Genomic DNA, 20,777 nt, shown 5'->3' on the forward strand with positions numbered 1-20,777 from the left:
GCCAATTTCAAGCGTTGGCTGGCTGATAATACGGCGAGCACCTCTCTGATTACCTGCGGCGGGTTTCAATCAGTTTTAATGGGATGGATACAGCACATACGATTCGTCGTGCTGATAGCTACTTATGAAATAGTTGCATTTCCTTAAGCAGTTCGGATTTTAAATAGTGGGTCGCTGGTTCGAATCCTTTCAAGGCGCTGGAACTGACGTCGGGCATTGATGGGCGGCGAAAGATGCCGGATATCTATGCTTCTGGGTTATTTCCGGGGCCCTGGAGTCCGCACATAAAAATTCGTCGATCCACGATCGTCCAGCAAGATTTCGGTCGGCTCCTCGGTGGAAAGCCATAATCGTAGCACGCTGCCATCATCTCTCTCTGGAGCAGCTGATTGGCCGCCGCCAAGAAGAACTTCCTGCTCGCTCTCCGTCAATTCCGCCCAGAAGCCATCGGCGGCAAGAAAAAACGTGCCGCTGACCTTCTCTTCTGCGAGGACGTCTGTGACCATGAACTTCCTGGAACGAAAACTCTGGGTGAGAAAGTGCCTCGTGGGGGATTTTGCGATCGCATCGAGAGGCATGTCCGCCAAGGCGTTTGCGAGGGTATGTGGCGTGACTTGCCAGTGTACCTGGCCGTCGTGCCTGCCAAGAAGGCAATCTCCTGAGTGGAGAACCGTCAAGGAGCCTGTGTCTGTCCCTCACGTGAAAGAAGATAATTCTGGCGGAACCCCTTGGAAACGATTTGCGAAGGGCTTGATGAATCTCCCGAAGCTTGGCTTGCATGAGCTCGTGGCCCCACGCCTCGTCGGTTCCTGGAAACCAGTCGACGACAGCTTCGACGATTGCCCGTGCATATCCCCCGTTGTTGAGCCGTTCGTGGCGCCATCAGCCACGATAGCAAGGAGTTCACCATGTCTCCCCGTGATCCCCGCATGGTCGCGATTGTCGTCGGTGCGTGTTCCTTTTTGGCTCAACCATCGGGCCTTGATTTTCATTGTGCGGGGCCATCCGCACAATGGCTTATCGAGACAAACCTGTCCCGGACGATTTCTACACGACCGGCGGGCCCGCGGATATTGCCATCGAGAAAATCGTCGAAGTCACCTTGATCGAGGAGCGCACGAAACTGTCCGGCGATGAAATTTCGAACCTCGTTGTCGGCCGCCGTGACCTCGGCTAGGAGCTCCTCCCTGCCGTCGACAATCAGGAGGATGTCCTCCGCGTCACGACTCATGATCAAGTCGCCGTTTCCCCTTCCGGCATAGGCCTCGAGCTTTGTCGCAAGAAACATTGGCGGCGTCAGGATCCGGATCGCAAGGTCTACCGAGAGCTGGTAGTGCTGTGCCGTCTCGATTCCACTCGCGTACCATCGATTTCCGAATCCGAGGATAGCCGGATCATCCGGCATGAAGTCGACCGTGAGCTTGCCGAGACGCATGCGGCAGATCACCGCCTCGTCAGCTGCCTCCATGAAGCCCCGGTGTCGAAGCTCTTCCTGGAGCTGTGCCCAGGCGGGAAGGCCTGCCAAGTCAACGATCAGGTCGATGTCGTCAGTGGCACGCACATCCTCAAGCGTGACCGGATCAGTGATGAATAGCGCGGTCGTGCATCCGCCGACGAAGACCAGGCGCGAGCGGAGGTCGTCGCCAAGGGCCGAGGCAACGGCTTTCATCATTTCCAGCAGTTGGGCGCGGATCGCTGTCATTTGCTCATGATCCTTGACTTGAGGTGGTCTGTCGCGAGACCAACTTCCCGCTGGTTCCCGAGGCGGATCGCATCGACCAACGCGAGGTACTCATAGAGTGCGTCGTCCTTCAGGACTGCGTCCGGCACGGTCTTGAAGAGCGGCTCCACCGCCTGCCCCATCTCCCTTCCGTTGGCATAGGGCCAAACGAAGTTGTACGTCCCGCCGCTGATCAGGAGTTCCGTGAGCATAGGTGCGGCGAAGGCGGTCGGTACGCCGCGCTGCATCGGCCCAACTTGAGCGGGGAAGACGAACTTTAGCCCGGTGGTAATGAAGCCGAACAGGTTCCTGCGGCTTGGCCTAGGCTCGTTCTTGCTATTGTCTTTTCGCGCGATGCCTGACGCGACACTGCGCTTAATGGACTGCCCTATTTCGGTCTTGCTGATACCTAGTAGCGCCTCTAGGTTCCGAACGGAATACGGGTCTCCCCCCACGGATTCCGATCGCAACCGATCGATGCCCTTGGTGAGTTCCTGGTCTTGCAGACTTACCAGCTTTAACAAAACGACGATATCTTGGCTCTTCATAAACAGCGTCCTCTGTCCTAGGACTGAGGACAGTTAGCCTGAAGCAATCGGTCCTGTCAATCTGTGGACATCGTGCCTTAGATTAATCGTTTGGAGCAAGAACTCGATGTAGCTCACACCTGCTTGGGCGATTTGATAGATGGTAATGATCGGGGGCAATAATGTTTCCAGATTGATCAAGACCAGATTTCCGGGCGGAGCAAGGCGCCTGGCCAATCTCTCGCTGGAACCGCCCCGAATAATATCTACAAACGCGGGAAAAGCGAAATGGCATTCAGCTCGAGATAATGCGTACATTTCGCGAGAAATTTACGGAACCCTGAACAGCCTTCGGCTTTCGCTAGGGTGATTGCCATCGCTGTTATGACATGATGAAACAAAGGTTGGATGACGACGCGACATGTCGAACCAAGCGAGTTATATAATCTCGACACTTCACCTAAGTATCTGTTCTAACGAGATTTCATTCTGCCAAAATTACTGTTCAACGGTTCGATTCCCATCAAGACCACCTATAGACATCGCCAGTCCCTTGTCGTCGAACCGGTGGACGCGGCTGCGGTCCGGGGTCATGTAGACGGTCTCGCCGGCCTTGACCGGGAATTCGCCGGTACCACGCGCCGTGATGTGGCCGATGCCTTCGACATCGACATGCAGGAACGTATCGGAGCCGAGATGCTCGGCAACGGTGACCTTGCCCTGCCAAACGCCGCTTTCAGTCGACAGCACGATATGCTCGGGCCGAACGCCAACCGTCGGCGCGCCAAATGGTTCTGCATAGACGCCGGTGACGAAATTCATCCTCGGCGAACCGATGAAGCCGGCGACGAAGAGATTTGCCGGGTTTTTGTAAAGCTCCATCGGCGAGCCGACCTGCTCGATGTTGCCGCGGTTGAGAACGACGATCTTGTCTGCCATGGTCATGGCTTCGACCTGGTCGTGGGTCACGTAGACCATGGTGGTCTTCAGCTGCTGGTGCAATTCGCTGATCTCGAGACGCATGTTGACGCGCAGCGATGCATCGAGGTTTGAAAGCGGCTCGTCGAAGAGGAAGGCCGATGGCTGGCGCACGATGGCACGGCCGATGGCGACGCGCTGGCGTTGGCCGCCGGACAGCATGCGCGGTTTGCGGTCGAGATAATCCGTGAGGTTCAGCACGCGAGCGGCTTCGCTCACCTTGCGGTCGATCTCGTCCTTCGACATGCCGGCCATCTTGAGCGGGAAGGCGATATTGCTGCGGACGCTCATATGCGGATAGAGCGCATAGGACTGAAACACCATGGCAAGCCCGCGCTCGGATGGACCGAGGCTCGTGCCGTCCTTGCCATCGATGATGATCTTGCCGCCGGAGACATCTTCGAGACCGGCGATCAGGCGGAGCAGCGTCGACTTGCCGCAACCGGACGGGCCGACGAAAACGACGAATTCGCCGTCCTTGATTTCAAGGTCGATGGAAGGAATGACTTGGGCTTCGCCAAAGACCTTCGAAACCTTCTGAAGGGTAATGCTGCCCATGGTTCTCTCCCAGATATCTTATTTGACCGCGCGGCGCTGAACGCATCAATCAAAATGTTCGGAAACATACGGCGCCGATAACCAATCCCGGTGTTTCAGTCAGCAACCAGCCCGCGGCGTCAGGCCGTCTTTCGCGGCAGCGCTTTGATGATCTTTTCCGCCAACTCCAGATCGTCCAACCCGCCCTGGAGCGGTGTTATCGGGGTTGCCGTGTCATGGATGCAGGCGACGAAGTGCTGCCACTGCTTGCGGAACGCGGTGTCGGGGGTGCCGGGCAATATTCTCTCGCTCGAATTTTCGCCGGACGCCTCGCGAAGGCGCACGGTGGCTGCAGCATTCCTGACATAGGGGTTCTGGAACTCGATGCGCATCTCGTGGGCTTCGCCATGGACTGTCATCCACTCGTCCCACCATTCGTACTGTGCACCGAAGGCAACCTCCAGCAGAGCCGGGACGCGGTCGGGAAAGCCGAGCACGGCCATGATGTGAGTAGGGCCGACCGCTTGCACATAGTCCACCGCTTCTGCGACGCCGAAGGCGCCGCGCAGGACTGCAAGATCGTGACTGCCGAGCATAAGCAGCGTCATGTAGAGATCATGATAAGCAGCATGATCCTCGCCTAGGAAGCGTCGGACGTCAGAGGCGACATCCGACTGCGTCTTGGCGATCAGAGCCGTGTCGACGTCCTTGCCCCGAACTTGGGTATAAAGTTGCTGGTAGCGATCGAAACGACCGGCAAAGTCGTGCATGTGGATCATCTTCGGCCGACCGATCCGGGCAAGCTGCTCGAGGCCGATCCGGTAGCCCGGATCATAGAGCTTCATGTAGCCGACGATGGCGACAAGCCCGCTGGCTTCAGCCGCCGCGACAAGCGGGCGGGCCTCTTCCGCGGTGAAGGCCAAGGGTTTTTCAACTATAATATGCTTACCGGCTGCGATGGCCGCCGATACTACAGGGCCATGATCGTAGGTGCAGATGACTACCGCGTCGACGGTCGGGTCGTTCAAAAGGTCGCGATAGTCCCGGTAACGTGCCGCCACGCCGTACTGCGTTCCGAGCGTATCCAGCACCGTCTGAGACAAGTCGCAGATCGCGGCGATCTTCAGCGTTGTGAGTTCCTGGAGAATCGGCAGGTGCATGAGCTGGGCGATCTCGCCGCAACCGATGACGCCGACGCCGATAGGAACTTTGGAAGAAGGTGAGCTCATTGATATGGACTTTCTCTCAGGACTTGACGGCGCCGGCGGTCAGACCGGCGATGAACTGCCGCTGCATCAGCACAAAGACGGCGATCACCGGCAGGGTTGTGATCGTCAGGGCGGCAAAATAGAGATTCCACATCGAGCCGTATTGCTGGAAGAATGCCACAAGCCCAAGCGGAATGGTCTGTACTGCAGGCTCACGCAGAAGCAGGAAGGAGAGGAAGAAGTCGTTCCAGATCTCGATGAAGCCGAAGATGATCACCAGCGCCAGGCCGGGGCGCACCAGCGGTAGCATGATCAACCAAAGGATCTGAAGGCGGTTCGCACCATCCATGCGCCCCGCATCCTCGAGTTCAATCGGGAGCGACAGGAAGAAGCTGCGTAGGATGAAGATGGACAGCGGCAGATTAGCTGCCGCATGAATAAGCGCCACGCCCAGACGGCTGTTGATCAAGCCCAGATCGCGCGCTGTCATGAACAGCGGAATGGCCATGACCTGCGGCGGCACGAGCATCGCCGAGACAATCAGCGCGAGGATGAGGTTGCGTCCGCGAAATGTCAGCCGTGACAGGGCATAGGCAGCAGGCGTCGCTGCCATCAGCACCACCACAAGTGCGACACCGGTGACAATGATGCTGTTAAGGATGCGGTCGCCCATCCCGGAGACGCGCCAGGCCTCGACATAATTTTGCCAGATGAAACTGGATGGAGGTCCCCAGACATTGGCGATCACCTCGTCTTTGGTCTTGAATGAGCCGAACAGCACCCACACCAGGGGATAGAGCGTTTCCACCAAAACGATGGCCAGTACACCATAGACAAAGACCAGTTCGGCGACCGACCGACCGGCAAGGCGCTCCCTCCAGCGCAGATGCCGCGTCCGTCTTCGGCTTTCGCCATCGATATCGGGAGAAATGGCTGGATCGAGGGTCATGGTCACATGTCCACCTTTGCGCGGCGCATTAGTCCGAGAAGTGCGACGCAGCCCAGTGCTACGATCAGGAATAGCGCATAGCCCATGGCACTGGCGTAGCCCATATTGCCATCCTGGAAAGCGGTTTTGACCATCAGCGTCATGACGACCTCCGTGGCATGATTTGGTCCGCCCTGCGTCAGAACCTGAACAATGTCGAAGTTGCGCACGAAGGCTCCGGAGAGACCAAGGATCACGTTAATCAGAACGACCGGCATCATCAACGGCAGGGTCAGGTGACGAAAGCGAGAAAATGCCTTGGCGCCATCCATGCGGGCCGCCTCGTAGAGCTCCTGCGGTATCGTCTGCAGTCCGGCAAGATAGATCACCGCATGGAAGCCGAGCCATTTCCAGATATCGACCGCGACGATCGAGTAGAGCGCGATATCCGCATCGCCGAGCCACGACTGCTTAAGCCAGGAAAGGCCGACCAGATCGAGTGCGGCATTGAGAAGGCCGAAAACCGGATTGTAGATCCACGACCAGAGCAACCCGGTTGCCGCGAAAGATAGGGTGACGGGAATGAACACGGCTGCGCGGATTGGTCCGCGCAGAAAAATCGCTCTATCGAGCAGCATAGCCAGGCCTAGACCGAGCGTATTCTTGAAGATCAGGATCAGAACGACGAAGATCAGGTTGTTCTCGATAGCGCCGAGAAACACGTGGTCGTGCAGCAGTCTGAGGTAATTGGTCAGACCGACGAAAGTCGGATTGGAAAAACCATCCCAGCGCGTCAGGCTGATCCACAGGCCCCGAAAGAATGGCCAAATGAAGAACAGCCCGAGCAGCGCCACTGCCGGCACCAGCATCAATGTCGCCACGATCGGGTCGCTGTCGAGCCGGATGCGTCGTTTGGGCGAGGTGGCCACGGCGCTTCTTCCTCAGCCCTTGAGGGGGTTGAGAGAAAGGCCGAGCGTTTCCGTGAGGTAGGCGATGCTCTCGATGGCGCTCTGCTCGGCGGTCTTCTGCGAGGCATCCAGCTCGACGATGGCGAGGCCGTCATAGTCGGCGTCGATCAGGACGTCGGCCAATCCGGGCAAATCGACGACCCCGGCGCCCAACTCGCAGAAAGCAGCGTAGCGCTCCGGGCCGACGAGGCTGTCGTCGACCTTGGTGTCCTTGAGATGCATGTAGCGCACCGCCGACACATAGGTCTTTAGCGCGTCCACCGGATCGGAGTGCGTCTGGGCTAGGTGGGCGGGGTCGATGCAAAGGCCGGCGTGTCGCGTATCCAGCTCGTCCATCATCCGGTCGAGCTGATCGCGACGCTCGATGAAGGTGTCGAGATGCGGATGATAGACCGTGGCGATGCCGAGATCGGCCGTTCGCCGCCCGATATCCTCGAGGGCTCGGCAAAACGCCTTGTAGTCATCCGCTGTGTGCTTGTTGCCCGATGCCTCGGATGGCCCGCCGCCGAGCACGAGAACCGGTGCACCGAAGCCTTTCAGAATGCGAGCGAGCGAGATCAGGCAACCGCGTTCGTATTCCCACAGCACCGGGTTGACGAAGGTGGCATTGACATAGAGCGACGACAGCCCGATGCCGAGATCGCTTTGCGCCTCGGATAGAAGCGCATAACGGCGCAAAATGTCGGTATCGGTGGTCACGCCGGGAGGGGCAAGGTTGCCGAGCTGCATGTATTTCCGGGCGAACTGATCGGACAGGCTGGTGAAAGCGAGGATCTCGAACCAGTTGAAACCTTGACCGGCTAGAAATTCAAGCGCGGGCCGCAGAGGCTGACCGGTGAGGTCCCAGCTGTTGAGATGATAACCGATGGAAAAACGCTGTCTGGCGGAACGGGTCATGGCCTGGGCCTTTCGTGCTAAGGCGGATAGGCTCGTCACTGCGACGAGAGTGTGCGTAGATGCGCAACGGCGCCGTGTCAGGCCGCGGCTGCAGGAAGAGGGCGGCGGCGCGAAGAGATCCCGCGCCGTTCGCATGCTCGGGACGTGTGTCAGTCCTTCGGCGGCCAGTTGCCGTCATCCACCAGTTGCTTGAAGGCCGCCTCGACACTCTTTGCCGCGTCCTGGGGCGTCGTGGTGCCGCCTACGACGCCGGCGATACCCGATGCCACGGCGCTCGTGACTTCGCTCGGCCAGACCCAGTCGAGGAATTTGACAGTATCGGGGAACGTGTTCGCGCGCAGTTCCTTGGCATAGGGTTCGTCAACGCCATCGACACCCTTGATCGATGTGGCGATCGGCTGGTCTGCGTCCAGATAGATTTTTGCGATATCAGGCTTTGTCAGATAGGCAATGAAGTCGAGTGCAGGCTTGACCTTTTCGTCCGGAATGGAGGCGCTAAGGCACATGCCGTTGTCGGCGCCGCCGCCATGCTTAGGCGCCCCGGGCGTTCCAGGCATCTTCGGGAAGGGGAAGACGCCCCAGGTAAAGTTCTTGACGCTATCCTTTAGGGACGGAACTTCCCAAGTGCCGCCATAATACATCGCGCTCTTGCCGCTGGCGAAAGCGGCCCTCATGCCCTCCATGTCGACGGAAAGCGAATCCTTGGACAGAATGCCGTCGTCTGTCCATTGCTTGATCAACTGAAAGGCTTCGATGCTCTTGGCATCATCGAACGGTTCATTGCCTTCGAGTTGCTGTTGGGTGAGGCTCACCGCGTCGCCGCTCGATTGAGACAGGGTCTCGAAATACCACATCGGCCACATGACCGAATTGGCGCCCTGGTGCAGAAGCGGGATGACGCCGGCTGCCTTGAGCTTCGGCACCGCCGCCTTGAGGTCTTCATAGGTCGGAGGCGTCGGAATGCCGAGCTTCTTGAACAGACCGACATTGTAGAAGATCGTGGATGTTGACAGCGAACTGATCGGCACGCCGTAGATCTTGCCGTTGACCGTAAATGCTCCAAAGCTGGTGGCGTCGACATTGGCGGCGAACGGCTTCACATCGTCGGTTATCGGCTTCAGCAGACCGCGGCGTACATAGGCTCCATTGACCCAGAAGGCCGAGCAGGCAACCAGATCCATTTCCTGGCCCGACAGCTTGGCGGTCATCATACGCTGCAGCGAACCGGCTTGCGGCCCCTGCGCATCCCATTCGATGCTGGCTACTTCCGGATGCGCCTTGAGGAATCCGGAGATGATTTCGTCGCGGATCTTGGTCTGGACCTCAGGTTTTTCTCGAGGCGCCAAAACGTCAAGGGAGGAGCCGCCGAATACTTTCAGCGTGACGCCCGCCGCCTCGGCGGATATCGGAAGAGCAATAGCGGAAAGGCTGAGGGTGACGCTAAGGATACGCGCCGTCAACTTCCGATTTCGGTGCGTCATAAAATAGGAGGAATGCAAAGAAGTCAGCATGATAGAACCCCTTTTTTGCTTTATTTCGATGCCTTTGCATCTCGACCATATCGTTGATGGTCATACAAATAAGGATCAAGCGTTTGCACTTGTCAAGCACTTCGAAGCTAAGATTTTTATCGATGTGCAAGCCTTTGGCGATTCGCATGTCAGCTTGCAAGAATCCACGCGCGCCGCTACCGCCGCTGCTCTTCAGACTCGTTCGATTGTCAACGATATTTCAAGGCGTTGCCAGGATCAATCGTGCTGCTGCCATGCTGGCATGCGCTGCTTGATTTCACTCTGCGTCCGTCAGTTTTCCAAGCAGCTTGACAAAAGTTGATCGCTCTCGCGACGACAGCGGCGCCAAAAATTGCTCCACGGAGTCGATGCTGAGCTTAAGCAGCGGCAGGGTGTATTCGATGCCCACAGGCGTCAGGCTTAGCACGGACAGCCTTTGGTCGGTGCTGGACGGCGAGCTTTGCACGAGGCCGCTCTCCATCAGCTTGCGTACGACAATGCTGATGGTCGAGCGATCCATCGCGGTGATGCGACCGAGATGGTTTTGCGACAATTCGCCGTGTTTAAGCAGCGTTGCAAGGGCTGCGTGCTGGGTCGGCGTCAGATCGTAGCCTGTCATGGCATTCTGGAAGCAGGTCGTCGCGCGCTGATGGGCGCGACGGATCATATGGGCCGGATGGGTATCGAGATCGTAGCCCGACGCATCGTAAAGCGCCGCGATCTCCTGCGGTGAATGGGGCTGCGGCGCATTTGCGCTCGTCTTGTCATTCCTTACCGATGCCATCCGCGATCCTCCTCCGTCATGCACATCACGACCAACTCTGTCGATGGAATAGCCATCAAAAGCCGTTTCTGTGAAGAGCGCTACAGCAAGAACCCGGCAATTGAAATCGAGAATTGCGATCTATCGAAATATGAAAATGGCTTATTGACAAAGGCCAGCAATTAGATTGGATTGTATGAGTATCAACGAGTTTTGCAGCCGGATGGGCGCAAACTTCTCGAGTTGGCCATTCAATTTCTGTGGCCGGAGCGGAGATTGTCGTCGCCGCGCCGGAAGGAAGTCGTGCATGGAAGTCATTGATGTCGGATCGAACATTTTACTGGGGTGCGTTCTTGCGACCGCTGTGGTGAGCCACTGCCAGATCGCGGGCCTGGAAGTGCAAGGCCCTACCTGCAACGGCGCGTAGACTGCCGTCGCCGATTTCCATTCTCATTCCAATACGACCAGTCAGGGGGGCCTATGGCACCGGGAGCGAATACCTTGAATGACCGGATTGTCGCCGGGATCGATGTTGGCGGCACCTTTACCGACCTGATCATCATAGATGAGAAGGCGGGCAAGGTCGTCTTGGCGAAAACCCCGTCAACGCCGGGGGACCAGTCTAAGGGCGTGTTGAATGCGTTGGCGCAGGCGGGCTATCCCATCGCGAAAATCGACATGATCGTGCATGGTACAACGGTGACGACCAACGCGCTGCTGCAGCGCCGCATCGCGAAGGTCGGAATGATCACCACCCGTGGATTTCGCGACGTCATCGAGCTCGGCCGCCGCACCCGTCCGACGCCCTATGGCCTGTTCGGGACCTTCGTGCCGCTCATTCCCCGCGACCTGCGTCTCGAAGTTGATGAGCGGATGGAGGCCAGCGGCAAGATCCGCGTACAGCTCGACGAGGAGCAACTGCGCGATGCCATCGTCACCCTGATTGACGCCGGCTGCGAGTCTCTGGTCATCCATTTCCTGCATTCCTACAAGAACCCGGTCCACGAACAGCGTGCAGTGGAAATCGCCAACTCCCTGTGGCCGAATGTCTATGTGACGAGCGGCCACGCCCTGCTGTCCGAAGCCCGTGAGTTCGAGCGCGGGGTGACGGCCTCGGTGAACGCCGCAGTCCAGCCGGTGCTGGAACGCTACCTGCAAGGTCTGCGCACGGCGCTGCAGGACAGCGGATATGACAGGGATCTGCTAGTCATGAACGGCAATGGCGGGACGATCTCGTCACGTCTCGTGACCCGGGAAGCCGCCAAGACTGTCATGTCGGGTCCAGCGTCCGGCGTCATCGCCGCCGCCTACACCGCCAAGCGCGCCGGCTATGACCGGTTGATCACCTATGACATGGGTGGCACGTCGACAGACGTGGCGCTGATCCGCGACAACAAGCCACTAGTGTCCAACGAGATCGATATCGAATATGCGATGCCGATCCATGTGCCGATGGTCGATGTCCATACGGTCGGCGCCGGTGGCGGTTCGATTGCCGCCGTCAATGACGCAGGGCTGCTGCAGGTCGGGCCACAGAGTGCGGGCTCCTGGCCGGGGCCGATGTGCTACGGTCGCGGCGGTACGCGGCCGACCATTTCCGATGCCAATCTACTGCTTGGCCGCTTGAGCGTGAAGAAGCTTCTCGCGGTGGATCAGCCTGTCTCGGTGGAGCGGATCGCTAGTGCTTTTGCAGCCGAGGTGGGCGGCAAACTCGAGCTTGATGCCATAGAGGCCGCTGAAGCAGTGGTCGAGATCGCCAATCTCAAGATGGCCGGCGCCATCAGGATGGTGTCTGTCGACAGGGGTAACGATCCGCGCGATTTCGTACTGTTTGCCTTCGGTGGTGCCGGTCCGCTACACGCCTCGGCGATTGCCCGCGAGCTTTCCATCCCGAAAGTATTCGTGCCGGCAAGGCCGGGCCTGACCAATGCCATCGGCTGTGTCGTCGCAGATCTTCGCCACGACTACGTGACGACGGTCAACCGCTTGGTTGTCGAGACCGATCCGGCACTGATCGACGAGCTGGTCGAAAGCCGGACGGCCATGGGACTGCAGGCGATTGGCAGGGAAGCCGTCAAGCCGGTTCAGATCGTCGTCGAGCACAGCGCCGACATGCAGTTCTCCGGTCAGACGCATCTGATCCGCGTCAAGCTGCCGGAGGGCGCCGCAGACATGCAGACAATGCAGCTGCTGTTCGAGGAAGCCTATTACGATCGCTTCCGCGTGCGCCTTCCGGAAGTCCGGGCAAGAATCGTCAGCATCAACACCTCGGTCATCGGCATCCGCCGTGAGGTCAGCCTAGAGAACCTAATCCCCATGGCAGGAAGAGCGGCGACAGTGGAAGAGGCACTGGTGGAAACGCGGCCGGTCCGTTTTGGCGGCGCATGGCGCCAGACGCCGGTTTACGGGCGTGAGAAGTTGCCGATTGACGCTCGGATCGAGGGTCCGGCCATCCTTGAGCAGCTCGATGCCACAACCGTCATCAATCCCGGCGATGTCGCTGAAGGCGACGCGCAAGGCAATATAATCATCACCGTGGGGCAACGAGCATGAGCGGTATCAACGCCATCACCCTGACTGTCATCCAGGCCGGGCTGCAGCAGGTTTGTGACGAGATGGATCATACCTTTTCGCGCGCGGCCTTCTCGCCGATCATTTCCGAAGCTGATGACCGTTCCGATGGCATCTATGCCGCCGACGACGGCTCGTTGATCGCCCAGGGCATCGGTGGCCTTCCGGTCTTCGTCGGTACCATGCAGGCATCGACAAAGACGATCATCGAGTTCATCCGCGACGGCCGTTGTCTGCCGCCGGAGGAGCACGACATCTATGTGGTCAACGATCCCTACCTTGGCGGCACGCACCTCATGGACGTCCGCTTCGCGATGCCCTTCTACCGCAACGGCAAGATCTTCTGCTGGCTCTCCAACATCGGCCACTGGCCGGACATCGGCGGTGCTGTGCCTGGGGGGTTTTCCGCGTCGGCGACATCCGTCGAGCAGGAAGGTCTGCGTCTGCCTCCCGTGAAACTCTTCAAGAAGGGTATGCTCGATTCGGAGATTTATGCGATCATCTGCTCCAACATCCGCATCGCCGATCAAAGGATAGGTGACATCCGGGCGCAGGCCGCAGCCTTGCGGGTCGGTTCCGAGCGCCTGCATGCACTGCTCGATCGCTATGGCGATCAAACGGTGATCGATGCGATAGCCGAATTGCGCGTTCGCTCTGCCGCGCAGATGCGCGCCTCTATCCGCAGGATCGCCACCGGCACCTATCGCGGCGCCGCCTTTATCGATTCCGATGGTATCGTCAACGAGCCGCTGAAGATTTCGCTGCTGGTCACCAAGACCGACGACGACACGCTGATTTTTGACTTCGAAGGATCAAGCCCACCTTGCAAGGGCCCGATGAATTGCGTTCTGGCGACGACGCATTCCTCGGTGTATCTGGCGATCCGTCACATCTTTCCGGACATTCCCTTGAGTGCGGGCGCCTTCGAGCCGCTGATCATCAAGGATCCGGCCGGAACCTTTCTGCACGCGAAATACCCGCGGCCGGTCTCGGGCTGTGCGGCAGAAGTTTCCCAACGCATTGCTGAAGCCGTGTTCTCGGCGCTAGTGCACGCGCTGCCCGAGCTGGTGACAGCAGCGCCTGCCGGCTCGAGCGGCAATTTCGCCCTCGGCGGCCACGATCCGGAGGTCGGTCGCGACTATGTCATGTACCAGATTTCGGGCGGTGGCTATGGCGGCAACATCGCCGGCGACGGGCTGACGAATGGCTGCTCGACGATCGGGATTTCCAAGTCGCCGCCCGTTGAAATCACCGAACAGGTCTTCCCGGTGCTGTTTACTGAATATTCTCTGCGCGAGGCCTCCGGCGGTGCCGGCAAGACCCGCGGCGGCTTTGGCCTGACCTACGAGGTAGAATTGCTGCGCGGCGAGGCTAGCGCCTCCTTCGTGATGGATCACGGACGCGTCGGACCGCAGGGCGTCCTCGGCGGTCGCGATGGCGAACCAGGCAGCATCGTCGTCATCCGGAACGGCGTCGAATATCGACCGCCGCACATCACCAAGGAGCAGGACATTGCGCTGCGCAAGGGAGACCGCGTGCGTGTGGAGACACCCGGCGGCGGTGGCTACGGATCGCCATTCGAGCGTGATGTCGCCGATGTGCTGACTGATGTCGGACTTGGCTACTACAGCATAGAAGACGTGCGGAAGCTGTTTCGGGTGGTCATCGACCCCTCGACCGGAAAAGTCGTTGCCGACGAGACAGAGGCACTTCGCAACCCGACCCGCCACGTCGCCTGACAGGATCAGAAACAGGAGAAAATTGAATGCTGCCCGTCGAAGTTCGCAAATTCTACCTTCAGATCGAGGAGATCTTCCATGACGGTGGCCCGGTGGCCGACACGCCGCCGCGGCGCGGCGTCATCATGGCGGTCGTCGCAAATCCGTTCGCCGGCGGATATGTCGAGGATATTACCGGCTACATGGACACGCTGAAGCCTCTTGGCCTCGATATGGCACAGCGCCTGCTGGCAGCGCTTGGCGGTGATGTCGCGGTTATCGAGGGTTACGGCAAAGGCTCGATCGTCGGTGAGGCCGGTGAGCTGGAGCACGGCGCCCTTTGGCATGTGCCTGGCGGTTATTCGATGCGTGAGGTTCTGGGCAACGCGAAGGCAATCGTCCCTTCGGCCAAGAAGGTCGGCGGGCTGGGAGCAAGGCTCGACGTGCCGATCACTCACATCAATGCCTCCTATGTCCGGAGCCACTTTGACGCAATCGAAGTAGGCATCCCGGACGCCCCGAAGCGCAATGAGATCGTCTTCGTCCTTGCCATGACGACGGGTCCCCGGGTTCATTCGCGGCTTGGCGGCTTGGCAGTTGCCGACATCAAGGGCGAGGATGGGCTGCGATGAACCTTGAGATCAGGCGGATCGTCACCTTCGTCGAGGAGACGCTGAGCGAGCAGGGGCAAGTGGTACAGCCGCCCGTCCGGCGCGCGGTTGCTGCCGCGGTTGTCAAAAATCCCTATGCCGGCGCCTTCGTCGCCGACCTATCTCCGCTCTATGACCTGGCGACGCCGCTTAGTGAGATGCTGGTGCAAAGGACAATTGCTCTGCTCGGTGTACCTGCCTCAGCCATCCACAGTTTTGGCAAAGCGGCTGCCGTTGGCGAGGATGGCGAGCTGGAGCATGCGGCGGCCTTCCTGCACCCGAAGCTTGGGGCACCGATCCGCGCTGCACTGGCTGGCGGCGCGTCTATCATTCCGTCCTCCAAGAAGCGGGCAGGTCCGGGCGCCATCTTCGACATTCCGCTTGGCTACAAAGATGCGGTCTATGTCCGCAGTCACTTCGACGGCGTCGAGGTCCGTATACCCGGTGCACCGAAAGCCAATGAGATCGTCATCGCCATCGCCTTGACGACCGGTGGGCGGCCCCTGCCACGTGTCGGTGGGCTGCAGCGCGCGGACGTAATAGGAAAGGATGGACTGCGGTAACGCAAGTCTTTGGTCGACCTGTTGAGCGCCGGTTTTTTATCGAACGGTCGTCAATCCTTAAGGAAATAACCCAGGATCACTTTAGGAGTGCCAGCATTGCGAGGAATCGTCGCTGGTCCCTGGGTTTCAGCGGTGCCAGCACCTCGTCGCTAACCCGCTTTGCGATCGGCAAGGTTTCCAATGCGAAATCGATACCCTTTTCGGTGAGGGCAACCAAATTGACACGCTGGTCCTCATCCGATGGGACGCGTTGCAGGAGGCCCGGATCCTGCAGTCGCTGCAGCATAGGGCTCAATGTCGCAGTGTCGATCGCCGTCAGGCGGCCGAGATTGATCTGCGACATCGGTCCATAGCGCAAAAGGGTCGCGAGGATCGCCGATTGCGGTGGAGTCAGCGCATAACCTTCGAATGCTTTCTGGAAGATCGCCGTGGCTCTCTGATGCGCGAGCCGGATGATATGGGCATTGTGCTCCTCGAGCTTGTAGCCGATTTCGGCGAGCCGCAGGTCTATCGCCTCCCGCGATCTCGGCGCGTTATCCGCGGGTTGCTCGCGCGAACACTTGCCACCCTTCGGAGTTCGATCCTGGGTCTCGAGGGTTCCCATCGCTTATGCTTCGAAAATCTGGTTGGAAATCGCGATTTTACCGGCCAAGGCCGCGGTTACCGTCTCGGTGTCGGAGACCGTGCCGAAATGGGTGGCAATATCGTAAAGCGTCGAAACATGTTCGCGTGGTCCGGTCGCGGCACAGGCGTCGTGCGGCACGACGATATCGTAGCCCTGGAAAAAGCCGTCATGCACGGTCGATCGCACGCAGATGTTGGTGACGACACCAAAGACGACGAGCTGCGAGATCAGCATGTCTTTCAGCACGAGATCGAGGTCGGTCTGGAAGAAGGCCGAATAGCGGTGCTTGACGACGACGATGTCTTCGTCCTGCACTTCGAGATCGTCTATGACCTGCGTCGCCCAGGTATTCTCGACGCCATGCGGCGTGCGCTTCACCCATTCGCGATCTCGCCGCATGTTCTTGCGATGGGAATCGACGACGAAGATCACCGGCACGCCATTGGCTCGGGCAGCAGTGATCAGTGCCTTCTGCTGCGGCATCAGTGTTTCATAGCCGGGCAACACCATCCGTCCGCCGGGCTTGCAGAACTCGTTGATCATGTCGATGACGATGACTGCCGTCTTGGTCGGGTCGAGTATCGCTGCGTCATCGTGGCGGTGGGCGGAAAATACGTCGGTCATCCGAAAAACTCCGTGGTTCGTGGCGGGTCAGTCGCGCAGCAGCGTGTACATCAGTTCGAAGAAGCGGTCTGAATCGACACGGCTGGCCACCTTGCAGTTGGTCCCCAGTCCGCGCAGGTTCCAGTAGTCGGCAACCGTGGCGCCGAAAGTATGCGTCCCGGTCAGGTCGATCTCGACATGAGCGTCGCGCGTTTCAATCAAGGTCGGATCGATGACCACCGCCAGCGCCAGCGGGTCGTGTAGCGCGCCGCCGACGCCCATCTGGCCGCGATGCAGCTTCTCATAAAATTTCAGCCAGTCCAGAACGACCTCACCGAGCTTGGTGTCGATTTTCCGCAACTCGGCGAACTGCTCCTCTTCGACCAGCACGTGCATAGTGACGTCGAGACCGACCATGGTGATGTCGAGCCCGCTTTCCAGCACGATTCTAGCGGCCTCGGGGTCGCAGAAGATATTGAACTCGGTCGGAGTGATGTATTCCGTCCGCCGGTAGAAGGCGCCGCCCATCAGCACGATCCTGGCGATCTTGTGCTTCAGCTGCGGATATTTCAGCAGAAACATACCGATATTGGTCAAGGGTCCCGTCGGCACCAGAACCACCGGTTCTTCCGCCTCGGACAGCACCTTGGCGATGAAGTCGACGCCATGCATGTCGACGAGCGGCATCGACGCCTCGGGCAGATAGGTCGTGCCATCGAGGCCACTCGGCCCGTCAGCTGTGCCGAGCACGAGGGAGCGCGCCAGCGGCGAAACACAGCCGGCTGCGATCGGCACATCGGTCGCGCCGATGAACTCGAGAATCCTCCGCGCATTGGTGGTGGTGCGGTCAAGGGTGGCATTGCCGCAGACCGTCGTTACCCCGAGAAGGTCGATGGCTGGAGAGCGATGCGCCATGACCAGGGCGATGGCGTCGTCATGACCTGGATCGCAGTCTATGAGCACAGGGATTTTCTTCATCATCATTTTCCTATGCCAATGCGCCAATGGCGCTCTTAAACAATTTCAGGAATTTCTTGCCGTCGAGGTCCTGGCAGATGCGGGTCGTCGCAGGTCCGGAAAACGGCAGTATCTGTCGGCCGCGGAATGCCACCGTTTGGCCGCGCACCAAGCGTTCGCTGAGGGCAACATCTACGAACAGCGGCTCTGTCATGGAGAAGAATTCTGGATGCAGCACTGCACTCACCGCGATCGCGTCATCGAGCGGAAAGCCGACGAGCTTGAAGAACTCCCGCCAGATGTCGATGTAGATCGGAAACGTCCTCTGGACGTAGGACACCACGGTGCTGTCGGGATAGAGCGATCCGAGATCGTTCAGGTCGTCGCGCGTCAGCATGGAGGCAGCGACGCGGTTGTCCTCGCAGACGTCGAGCGGGACGAGGATGACTGGCGCGCCGCTGGCAAGCACCACGCGTGCCGCTTCCGGGTCGGCCCAGATGTTGTATTCGGAGACCGGTGTCATGTTGCCGGGCGTCTGGAAGCAGCCGCCGAGGACGACGATCTGCTTGACCAAACCGGCGATATCGGGGGCCATGCGCAGCGCCAGGGCAACATTCGTTTGTGGTCCGGTTGCGACGATCGAGATCTCGCCGGGATTGGCCCGCACGGTATCGATGATGAAGTCCGTGGCGTGCTTTTGCATCGCCTGGCGTTTCGGGGGAGGGGCCTTCGGATTGAAGTCCCTCAGCCGGTCGCCAAAGCGCGCCTGCAACTGCTTTTCGAAATTCACGGGCGCCAGCATGTCAGCGGCCGAATTGCCGACGATTGGACGGAAGGCGCCAGCGGCGACCGGGATATCGTCGCGGCCTGCCAGCGATAGCGTGTTGAGGACGACGTTGGTAACCTGCTCGATGTCGCCGGCCGCCCCGGTGCAGGCAGTGACGCCCTCCAGTGAGATACCTTCGCATCCGAGCGCAAAGAGGATGGCAAGGATGTCGTCACCGGCCGAGTCCACATCCAAAATTATTCGTTCCATCATGGCTCCGTGGCCTTACGCCCGTTTGAGAAGAGAGAAGCTTTCAAGCGTTTCCCGGACGACCTTTGGCCGCTGGCGGTAGGTCAGCCCGAACAGTGCCAACAGCGACACCAGATAGGGCACCATCAGCACGAGGTAGGAAGAGACGCCGAAGGTCTGTAGCCGCAGCGAGGCGGCGTCGGAAAAGCCGAACAGCAGGCAGCCGAACAGCACCTTCAGCGGGTCGCCATTTGAAAAGATCAGCACGGCGACGGCCATGAAACCGCGGCCCGACGACATGTTCTCGGCAAACATGGTGATATAGCCGAGCGACAGATGCGCACCGGCCAGGCCCGCGAGCACGCCGCAGAGCAGCGAAGCAATGTGCTGCATCCGCGCTGATGGGATGCCGATCGCCTCGGCTGCCTCCGGCTTCTCGCCGACGACGCGGATATAGAGGCCGAGACGCGTGCGATAGAGGATCAGCCAGACAAGGAAGACGGCGATGAAGGCGAAATAGACGAGTGGCGTGTAACCGGACAGCGCGCGGCCAACTTGGCCCAGCATGGCGATGCCAGGAATGTCGATCCGCGGCAGCCCGACAATGTCGCCGCGGACAATTGATCCACGCACGCCGAAGATCGCCTTGGTGAGCGAGATCGTCAGGCCGCCGGCGAGGATGTTGAGCGCCAGGCCGACGACAACCTCGTTGGCCCGTAATGTGACGACCAGCAGCGAGAACAGTCCGGCCATGGTCACGGCCGCTAGCACGCCGCATAGCACGCCGCCCAGCGCCGAGCCGGTCCAGATTGAACCGAGTACGGCGCAGAAGGCACCCATCAGCATCTGTCCCTCAAGGCCGATGTTGAAGATGCCGGCCTTGGTGGTGAAGGTGCCGCCGAGCGCGACCAACAGGATGGGCGCGGTCGTGCGCAAGGTTGCGGCAATCAGCGCCAGATTGAAGATCTTTTCTAGAATTTCCATCGACGCTCTCCCTGACGGCTGTCGCGGCGGCGGCGCACTAGAATCTGCGCCGAAACGCAGAGAATGATCAAGGCCTGGATCACCGTGATGATTTCGCGCGACGCCGTCGTCTCCACCTCCATCAGCAGCGATCCTGCCCTGAGCGCACCGAAGAATAGCGCCACGCCGACCATGCCGATCGGGCTGCCATTGGCAAGAAGGGCGGCGATCACGCCATCGAAACCGAAGCCCGGCGCAAAGCCTTCCATGAAGCGATGGTGCACGCCGAGCGTCTCGACACCGCCGGCCAGCCCGCCGACTGCGCCTGACACCAAAAGGATGACGAGGATGTTGCGCTTGACTTTAACGCCGCCATATTCGGCGAACTTCAAATTGGCCCCCATGGCGCTCATCGAGTAGCCGGCGCTGGTCCGCTTTAGGAACAGCTGCAGGCCAAAGGCAAGCGCGATGCCAATCAACAGCCCGAGATTGACACGGGAATCGTTCATCAGATGCGGCAGCTCGGCGGTGGCTGCAATGGGCGCCGTTTCCGACCAGCCGCCCGGGCGCTTGAAGACGCTGATCGTCAGATAGGACGTCAACAGCACGGCAACGTAATTGGCCAGGATGGTCGAGACGACCTCGTTGGTGCCGTAGCGGGCCCGGAAGAAGGCCGGTATCGCGACCCAGAGTGCACCCGTAAGGACGGCTGCCGCCAGCGCAACCAGCAAATGAATGACCGGCGGCAGAGTAAAGCCGAAACCGACCCAGGCGGCGGCAAAACCACCGACATAGAGCTGGCCTTCGACGCCGATATTGAACAGTCCGCCACGCAAGGCAATGCAGGCTGCCACACCGCAGATGATGATGGGGGTCGCCTGAAGCAGCGAGCCAGCGATGCGTTCGCTATTGCCGAACGCGCCGCGCAATAACGTCGCGAACACATGCGTGGGATTTTCGCCGACGGCAATGATGATGATCGCACCGCCGATTAGCGAGATGCCGATAGCCAGCATTTGGCCGAACATGCCCTCGGCCCAGTCGGGGAATTTCATACGGCGCTTTGGTGCGACCA

General features: G+C 59.6%; 21 protein-coding genes. 5 read left to right on the plus strand and 16 right to left on the minus strand.

What is annotated here, in order from left to right; all coding sequences use genetic code 11:
• Positions 1-257: 257 nt before the first annotated feature.
• From PR018_RS20475 to PR018_RS20515, 9 genes are all read right to left on the minus strand, one after another.
• Positions 258-506: a hypothetical protein gene (locus tag PR018_RS20475; protein WP_244615422.1), complete on the minus strand. Its 249-nt coding sequence runs from the start codon at positions 504-506 to the stop codon at positions 258-260.
• Positions 507-988: 482 nt separating this feature from the next.
• Complete coding sequence (locus tag PR018_RS20480) at positions 989-1,702, minus strand: nucleotidyl transferase AbiEii/AbiGii toxin family protein (protein WP_142831125.1); 714 nt, start codon at positions 1,700-1,702, stop codon at positions 989-991.
• A complete protein-coding gene (locus PR018_RS20485) occupies positions 1,699-2,268 on the minus strand; it encodes a hypothetical protein (RefSeq protein ID WP_142831126.1) in 570 nt (189 codons plus the stop codon). Before PR018_RS20485 ends, PR018_RS20480 begins: the two co-directional genes overlap by 4 nt.
• A gap of 477 nt (positions 2,269-2,745) precedes the next feature.
• A complete protein-coding gene (locus tag PR018_RS20490; RefSeq protein ID WP_142831127.1) occupies positions 2,746-3,783 on the minus strand; it encodes an ABC transporter ATP-binding protein in 1,038 nt (345 codons plus the stop codon).
• Between the two features lie 119 nt (positions 3,784-3,902).
• A complete protein-coding gene (locus PR018_RS20495; RefSeq protein WP_142831128.1) occupies positions 3,903-4,991 on the minus strand; it encodes a Gfo/Idh/MocA family protein in 1,089 nt (362 codons plus the stop codon).
• Between the two features lie 16 nt (positions 4,992-5,007).
• On the minus strand, positions 5,008-5,919 hold the full coding sequence (locus PR018_RS20500; protein ID WP_142831129.1) for a carbohydrate ABC transporter permease: 912 nt from the start codon (positions 5,917-5,919) through the stop codon (positions 5,008-5,010).
• 2 nt (positions 5,920-5,921) lie between these two features.
• Positions 5,922-6,827: a carbohydrate ABC transporter permease gene (locus PR018_RS20505; protein WP_244615424.1), complete on the minus strand. Its 906-nt coding sequence runs from the start codon at positions 6,825-6,827 to the stop codon at positions 5,922-5,924.
• Positions 6,828-6,839: 12 nt separating this feature from the next.
• Complete coding sequence (locus PR018_RS20510) at positions 6,840-7,763, minus strand: sugar phosphate isomerase/epimerase family protein (protein ID WP_142831130.1); 924 nt, start codon at positions 7,761-7,763, stop codon at positions 6,840-6,842.
• Positions 7,764-7,912: 149 nt separating this feature from the next.
• Positions 7,913-9,274 (minus strand): ABC transporter substrate-binding protein, encoded by a 1,362-nt coding sequence (locus tag PR018_RS20515; RefSeq protein ID WP_224129381.1) that lies wholly within the window; start codon positions 9,272-9,274, stop codon positions 7,913-7,915.
• On the opposite strand from PR018_RS20515, the gene PR018_RS20520 reads away from it, so the two are divergent.
• On the plus strand, positions 9,273-9,596 hold the full coding sequence (locus PR018_RS20520; RefSeq protein ID WP_142831131.1) for a hypothetical protein: 324 nt from the start codon (positions 9,273-9,275) through the stop codon (positions 9,594-9,596). The genes PR018_RS20515 and PR018_RS20520 overlap by 2 nt on opposite strands.
• Here PR018_RS20520 and PR018_RS20525 read toward each other — a convergent pair.
• Complete coding sequence (locus tag PR018_RS20525) at positions 9,552-10,058, minus strand: MarR family winged helix-turn-helix transcriptional regulator (protein WP_142831132.1); 507 nt, start codon at positions 10,056-10,058, stop codon at positions 9,552-9,554. The genes PR018_RS20520 and PR018_RS20525 overlap by 45 nt on opposite strands.
• Before the next feature lie 459 nt (positions 10,059-10,517).
• Between PR018_RS20525 and PR018_RS20530 the strand changes: the two genes are divergently transcribed.
• Genes PR018_RS20530 through PR018_RS20545 form a run of 4 tightly spaced genes read left to right on the plus strand, consistent with a single transcriptional unit; the run spans position 10,518 to position 15,539 of the window.
• The gene (locus PR018_RS20530; protein ID WP_142831133.1) at positions 10,518-12,590 is read left to right on the plus strand and encodes a hydantoinase/oxoprolinase family protein; all 2,073 of its coding nucleotides are present in this window, start codon (positions 10,518-10,520) and stop codon (positions 12,588-12,590) included.
• Entirely contained in the window at positions 12,587-14,347 is a 1,761-nt protein-coding gene (locus PR018_RS20535) for a hydantoinase B/oxoprolinase family protein (protein WP_142831134.1), read from the plus strand. The genes PR018_RS20530 and PR018_RS20535 overlap by 4 nt, the downstream gene beginning before the upstream one ends.
• 26 nt (positions 14,348-14,373) lie before the next feature.
• Positions 14,374-14,958, plus strand: a complete 585-nt coding sequence (locus PR018_RS20540) for an amino acid synthesis family protein (protein WP_142831135.1) — start codon at positions 14,374-14,376, stop codon at positions 14,956-14,958.
• Positions 14,955-15,539, plus strand: coding sequence for an amino acid synthesis family protein (locus PR018_RS20545; protein WP_142831136.1), 585 nt, complete (start codon positions 14,955-14,957; stop codon positions 15,537-15,539). Before PR018_RS20540 ends, PR018_RS20545 begins: the two co-directional genes overlap by 4 nt.
• A 76-nt stretch (positions 15,540-15,615) precedes the next feature.
• Here PR018_RS20545 and PR018_RS20550 read toward each other — a convergent pair whose 3' ends face one another.
• The 6 genes from PR018_RS20550 to PR018_RS20575 are packed head-to-tail and all read right to left on the minus strand — an operon-like array spanning position 15,616 to position 20,757.
• A complete protein-coding gene (locus PR018_RS20550; protein WP_142831137.1) occupies positions 15,616-16,143 on the minus strand; it encodes a MarR family winged helix-turn-helix transcriptional regulator in 528 nt (175 codons plus the stop codon).
• 3 nt (positions 16,144-16,146) lie between these two features.
• A complete protein-coding gene (locus PR018_RS20555; RefSeq protein ID WP_142831138.1) occupies positions 16,147-16,788 on the minus strand; it encodes a cysteine hydrolase family protein in 642 nt (213 codons plus the stop codon).
• Positions 16,789-16,815: 27 nt separating this feature from the next.
• Positions 16,816-17,748, minus strand: a complete 933-nt coding sequence (locus PR018_RS20560) for a nucleoside hydrolase (protein WP_374108299.1) — start codon at positions 17,746-17,748, stop codon at positions 16,816-16,818.
• Between the two features lie 7 nt (positions 17,749-17,755).
• Entirely contained in the window at positions 17,756-18,760 is a 1,005-nt protein-coding gene (locus tag PR018_RS20565) for a nucleoside hydrolase (protein WP_142831140.1), read from the minus strand.
• A gap of 15 nt (positions 18,761-18,775) precedes the next feature.
• Positions 18,776-19,723: an ABC transporter permease gene (locus PR018_RS20570; RefSeq protein WP_142831141.1), complete on the minus strand. Its 948-nt coding sequence runs from the start codon at positions 19,721-19,723 to the stop codon at positions 18,776-18,778.
• On the minus strand, positions 19,711-20,757 hold the full coding sequence (locus PR018_RS20575; RefSeq protein ID WP_161990986.1) for an ABC transporter permease: 1,047 nt from the start codon (positions 20,755-20,757) through the stop codon (positions 19,711-19,713). The genes PR018_RS20570 and PR018_RS20575 overlap by 13 nt, the downstream gene beginning before the upstream one ends.
• Between the last annotated feature and the right edge of the window lie 20 nt (positions 20,758-20,777).

Source organism: Rhizobium rhododendri (assembly GCF_007000325.2).
Classification (GTDB): Bacteria; Pseudomonadota; Alphaproteobacteria; order Rhizobiales; family Rhizobiaceae; genus Rhizobium; species Rhizobium rhododendri.

What these genes read in the sequence shown, in the direction of transcription:
- PR018_RS20475 (WP_244615422.1), bottom strand. Translation starts at nt 506, where the DNA reads ATGGTCACAGACGTCCTCGCAGAAGAGAAGGTCAGCGGCACGTTTTTT.
- PR018_RS20485 (WP_142831126.1), bottom strand. Translation starts at nt 2,268, where the DNA reads ATGAAGAGCCAAGATATCGTCGTTTTGTTAAAGCTGGTAAGTCTGCAA.
- PR018_RS20480 (WP_142831125.1), bottom strand. Translation starts at nt 1,702, where the DNA reads ATGACAGCGATCCGCGCCCAACTGCTGGAAATGATGAAAGCCGTTGCC.
- PR018_RS20570 (WP_142831141.1), bottom strand. Translation starts at nt 19,723, where the DNA reads ATGGAAATTCTAGAAAAGATCTTCAATCTGGCGCTGATTGCCGCAACC.
- PR018_RS20490 (WP_142831127.1), bottom strand. Translation starts at nt 3,783, where the DNA reads ATGGGCAGCATTACCCTTCAGAAGGTTTCGAAGGTCTTTGGCGAAGCC.
- PR018_RS20520 (WP_142831131.1), top strand. Translation starts at nt 9,273, where the DNA reads ATGATAGAACCCCTTTTTTGCTTTATTTCGATGCCTTTGCATCTCGAC.
- PR018_RS20560 (WP_374108299.1), bottom strand. Translation starts at nt 17,748, where the DNA reads ATGATGAAGAAAATCCCTGTGCTCATAGACTGCGATCCAGGTCATGAC.
- PR018_RS20525 (WP_142831132.1), bottom strand. Translation starts at nt 10,058, where the DNA reads ATGGCATCGGTAAGGAATGACAAGACGAGCGCAAATGCGCCGCAGCCC.
- PR018_RS20500 (WP_142831129.1), bottom strand. Translation starts at nt 5,919, where the DNA reads ATGACCCTCGATCCAGCCATTTCTCCCGATATCGATGGCGAAAGCCGA.
- PR018_RS20535 (WP_142831134.1), top strand. Translation starts at nt 12,587, where the DNA reads ATGAGCGGTATCAACGCCATCACCCTGACTGTCATCCAGGCCGGGCTG.
- PR018_RS20540 (WP_142831135.1), top strand. Translation starts at nt 14,374, where the DNA reads ATGCTGCCCGTCGAAGTTCGCAAATTCTACCTTCAGATCGAGGAGATC.
- PR018_RS20550 (WP_142831137.1), bottom strand. Translation starts at nt 16,143, where the DNA reads ATGGGAACCCTCGAGACCCAGGATCGAACTCCGAAGGGTGGCAAGTGT.
- PR018_RS20495 (WP_142831128.1), bottom strand. Translation starts at nt 4,991, where the DNA reads ATGAGCTCACCTTCTTCCAAAGTTCCTATCGGCGTCGGCGTCATCGGT.
- PR018_RS20565 (WP_142831140.1), bottom strand. Translation starts at nt 18,760, where the DNA reads ATGGAACGAATAATTTTGGATGTGGACTCGGCCGGTGACGACATCCTT.
- PR018_RS20545 (WP_142831136.1), top strand. Translation starts at nt 14,955, where the DNA reads ATGAACCTTGAGATCAGGCGGATCGTCACCTTCGTCGAGGAGACGCTG.
- PR018_RS20555 (WP_142831138.1), bottom strand. Translation starts at nt 16,788, where the DNA reads ATGACCGACGTATTTTCCGCCCACCGCCACGATGACGCAGCGATACTC.
- PR018_RS20515 (WP_224129381.1), bottom strand. Translation starts at nt 9,274, where the DNA reads ATGCTGACTTCTTTGCATTCCTCCTATTTTATGACGCACCGAAATCGG.
- PR018_RS20530 (WP_142831133.1), top strand. Translation starts at nt 10,518, where the DNA reads ATGGCACCGGGAGCGAATACCTTGAATGACCGGATTGTCGCCGGGATC.
- PR018_RS20575 (WP_161990986.1), bottom strand. Translation starts at nt 20,757, where the DNA reads ATGAAATTCCCCGACTGGGCCGAGGGCATGTTCGGCCAAATGCTGGCT.
- PR018_RS20510 (WP_142831130.1), bottom strand. Translation starts at nt 7,763, where the DNA reads ATGACCCGTTCCGCCAGACAGCGTTTTTCCATCGGTTATCATCTCAAC.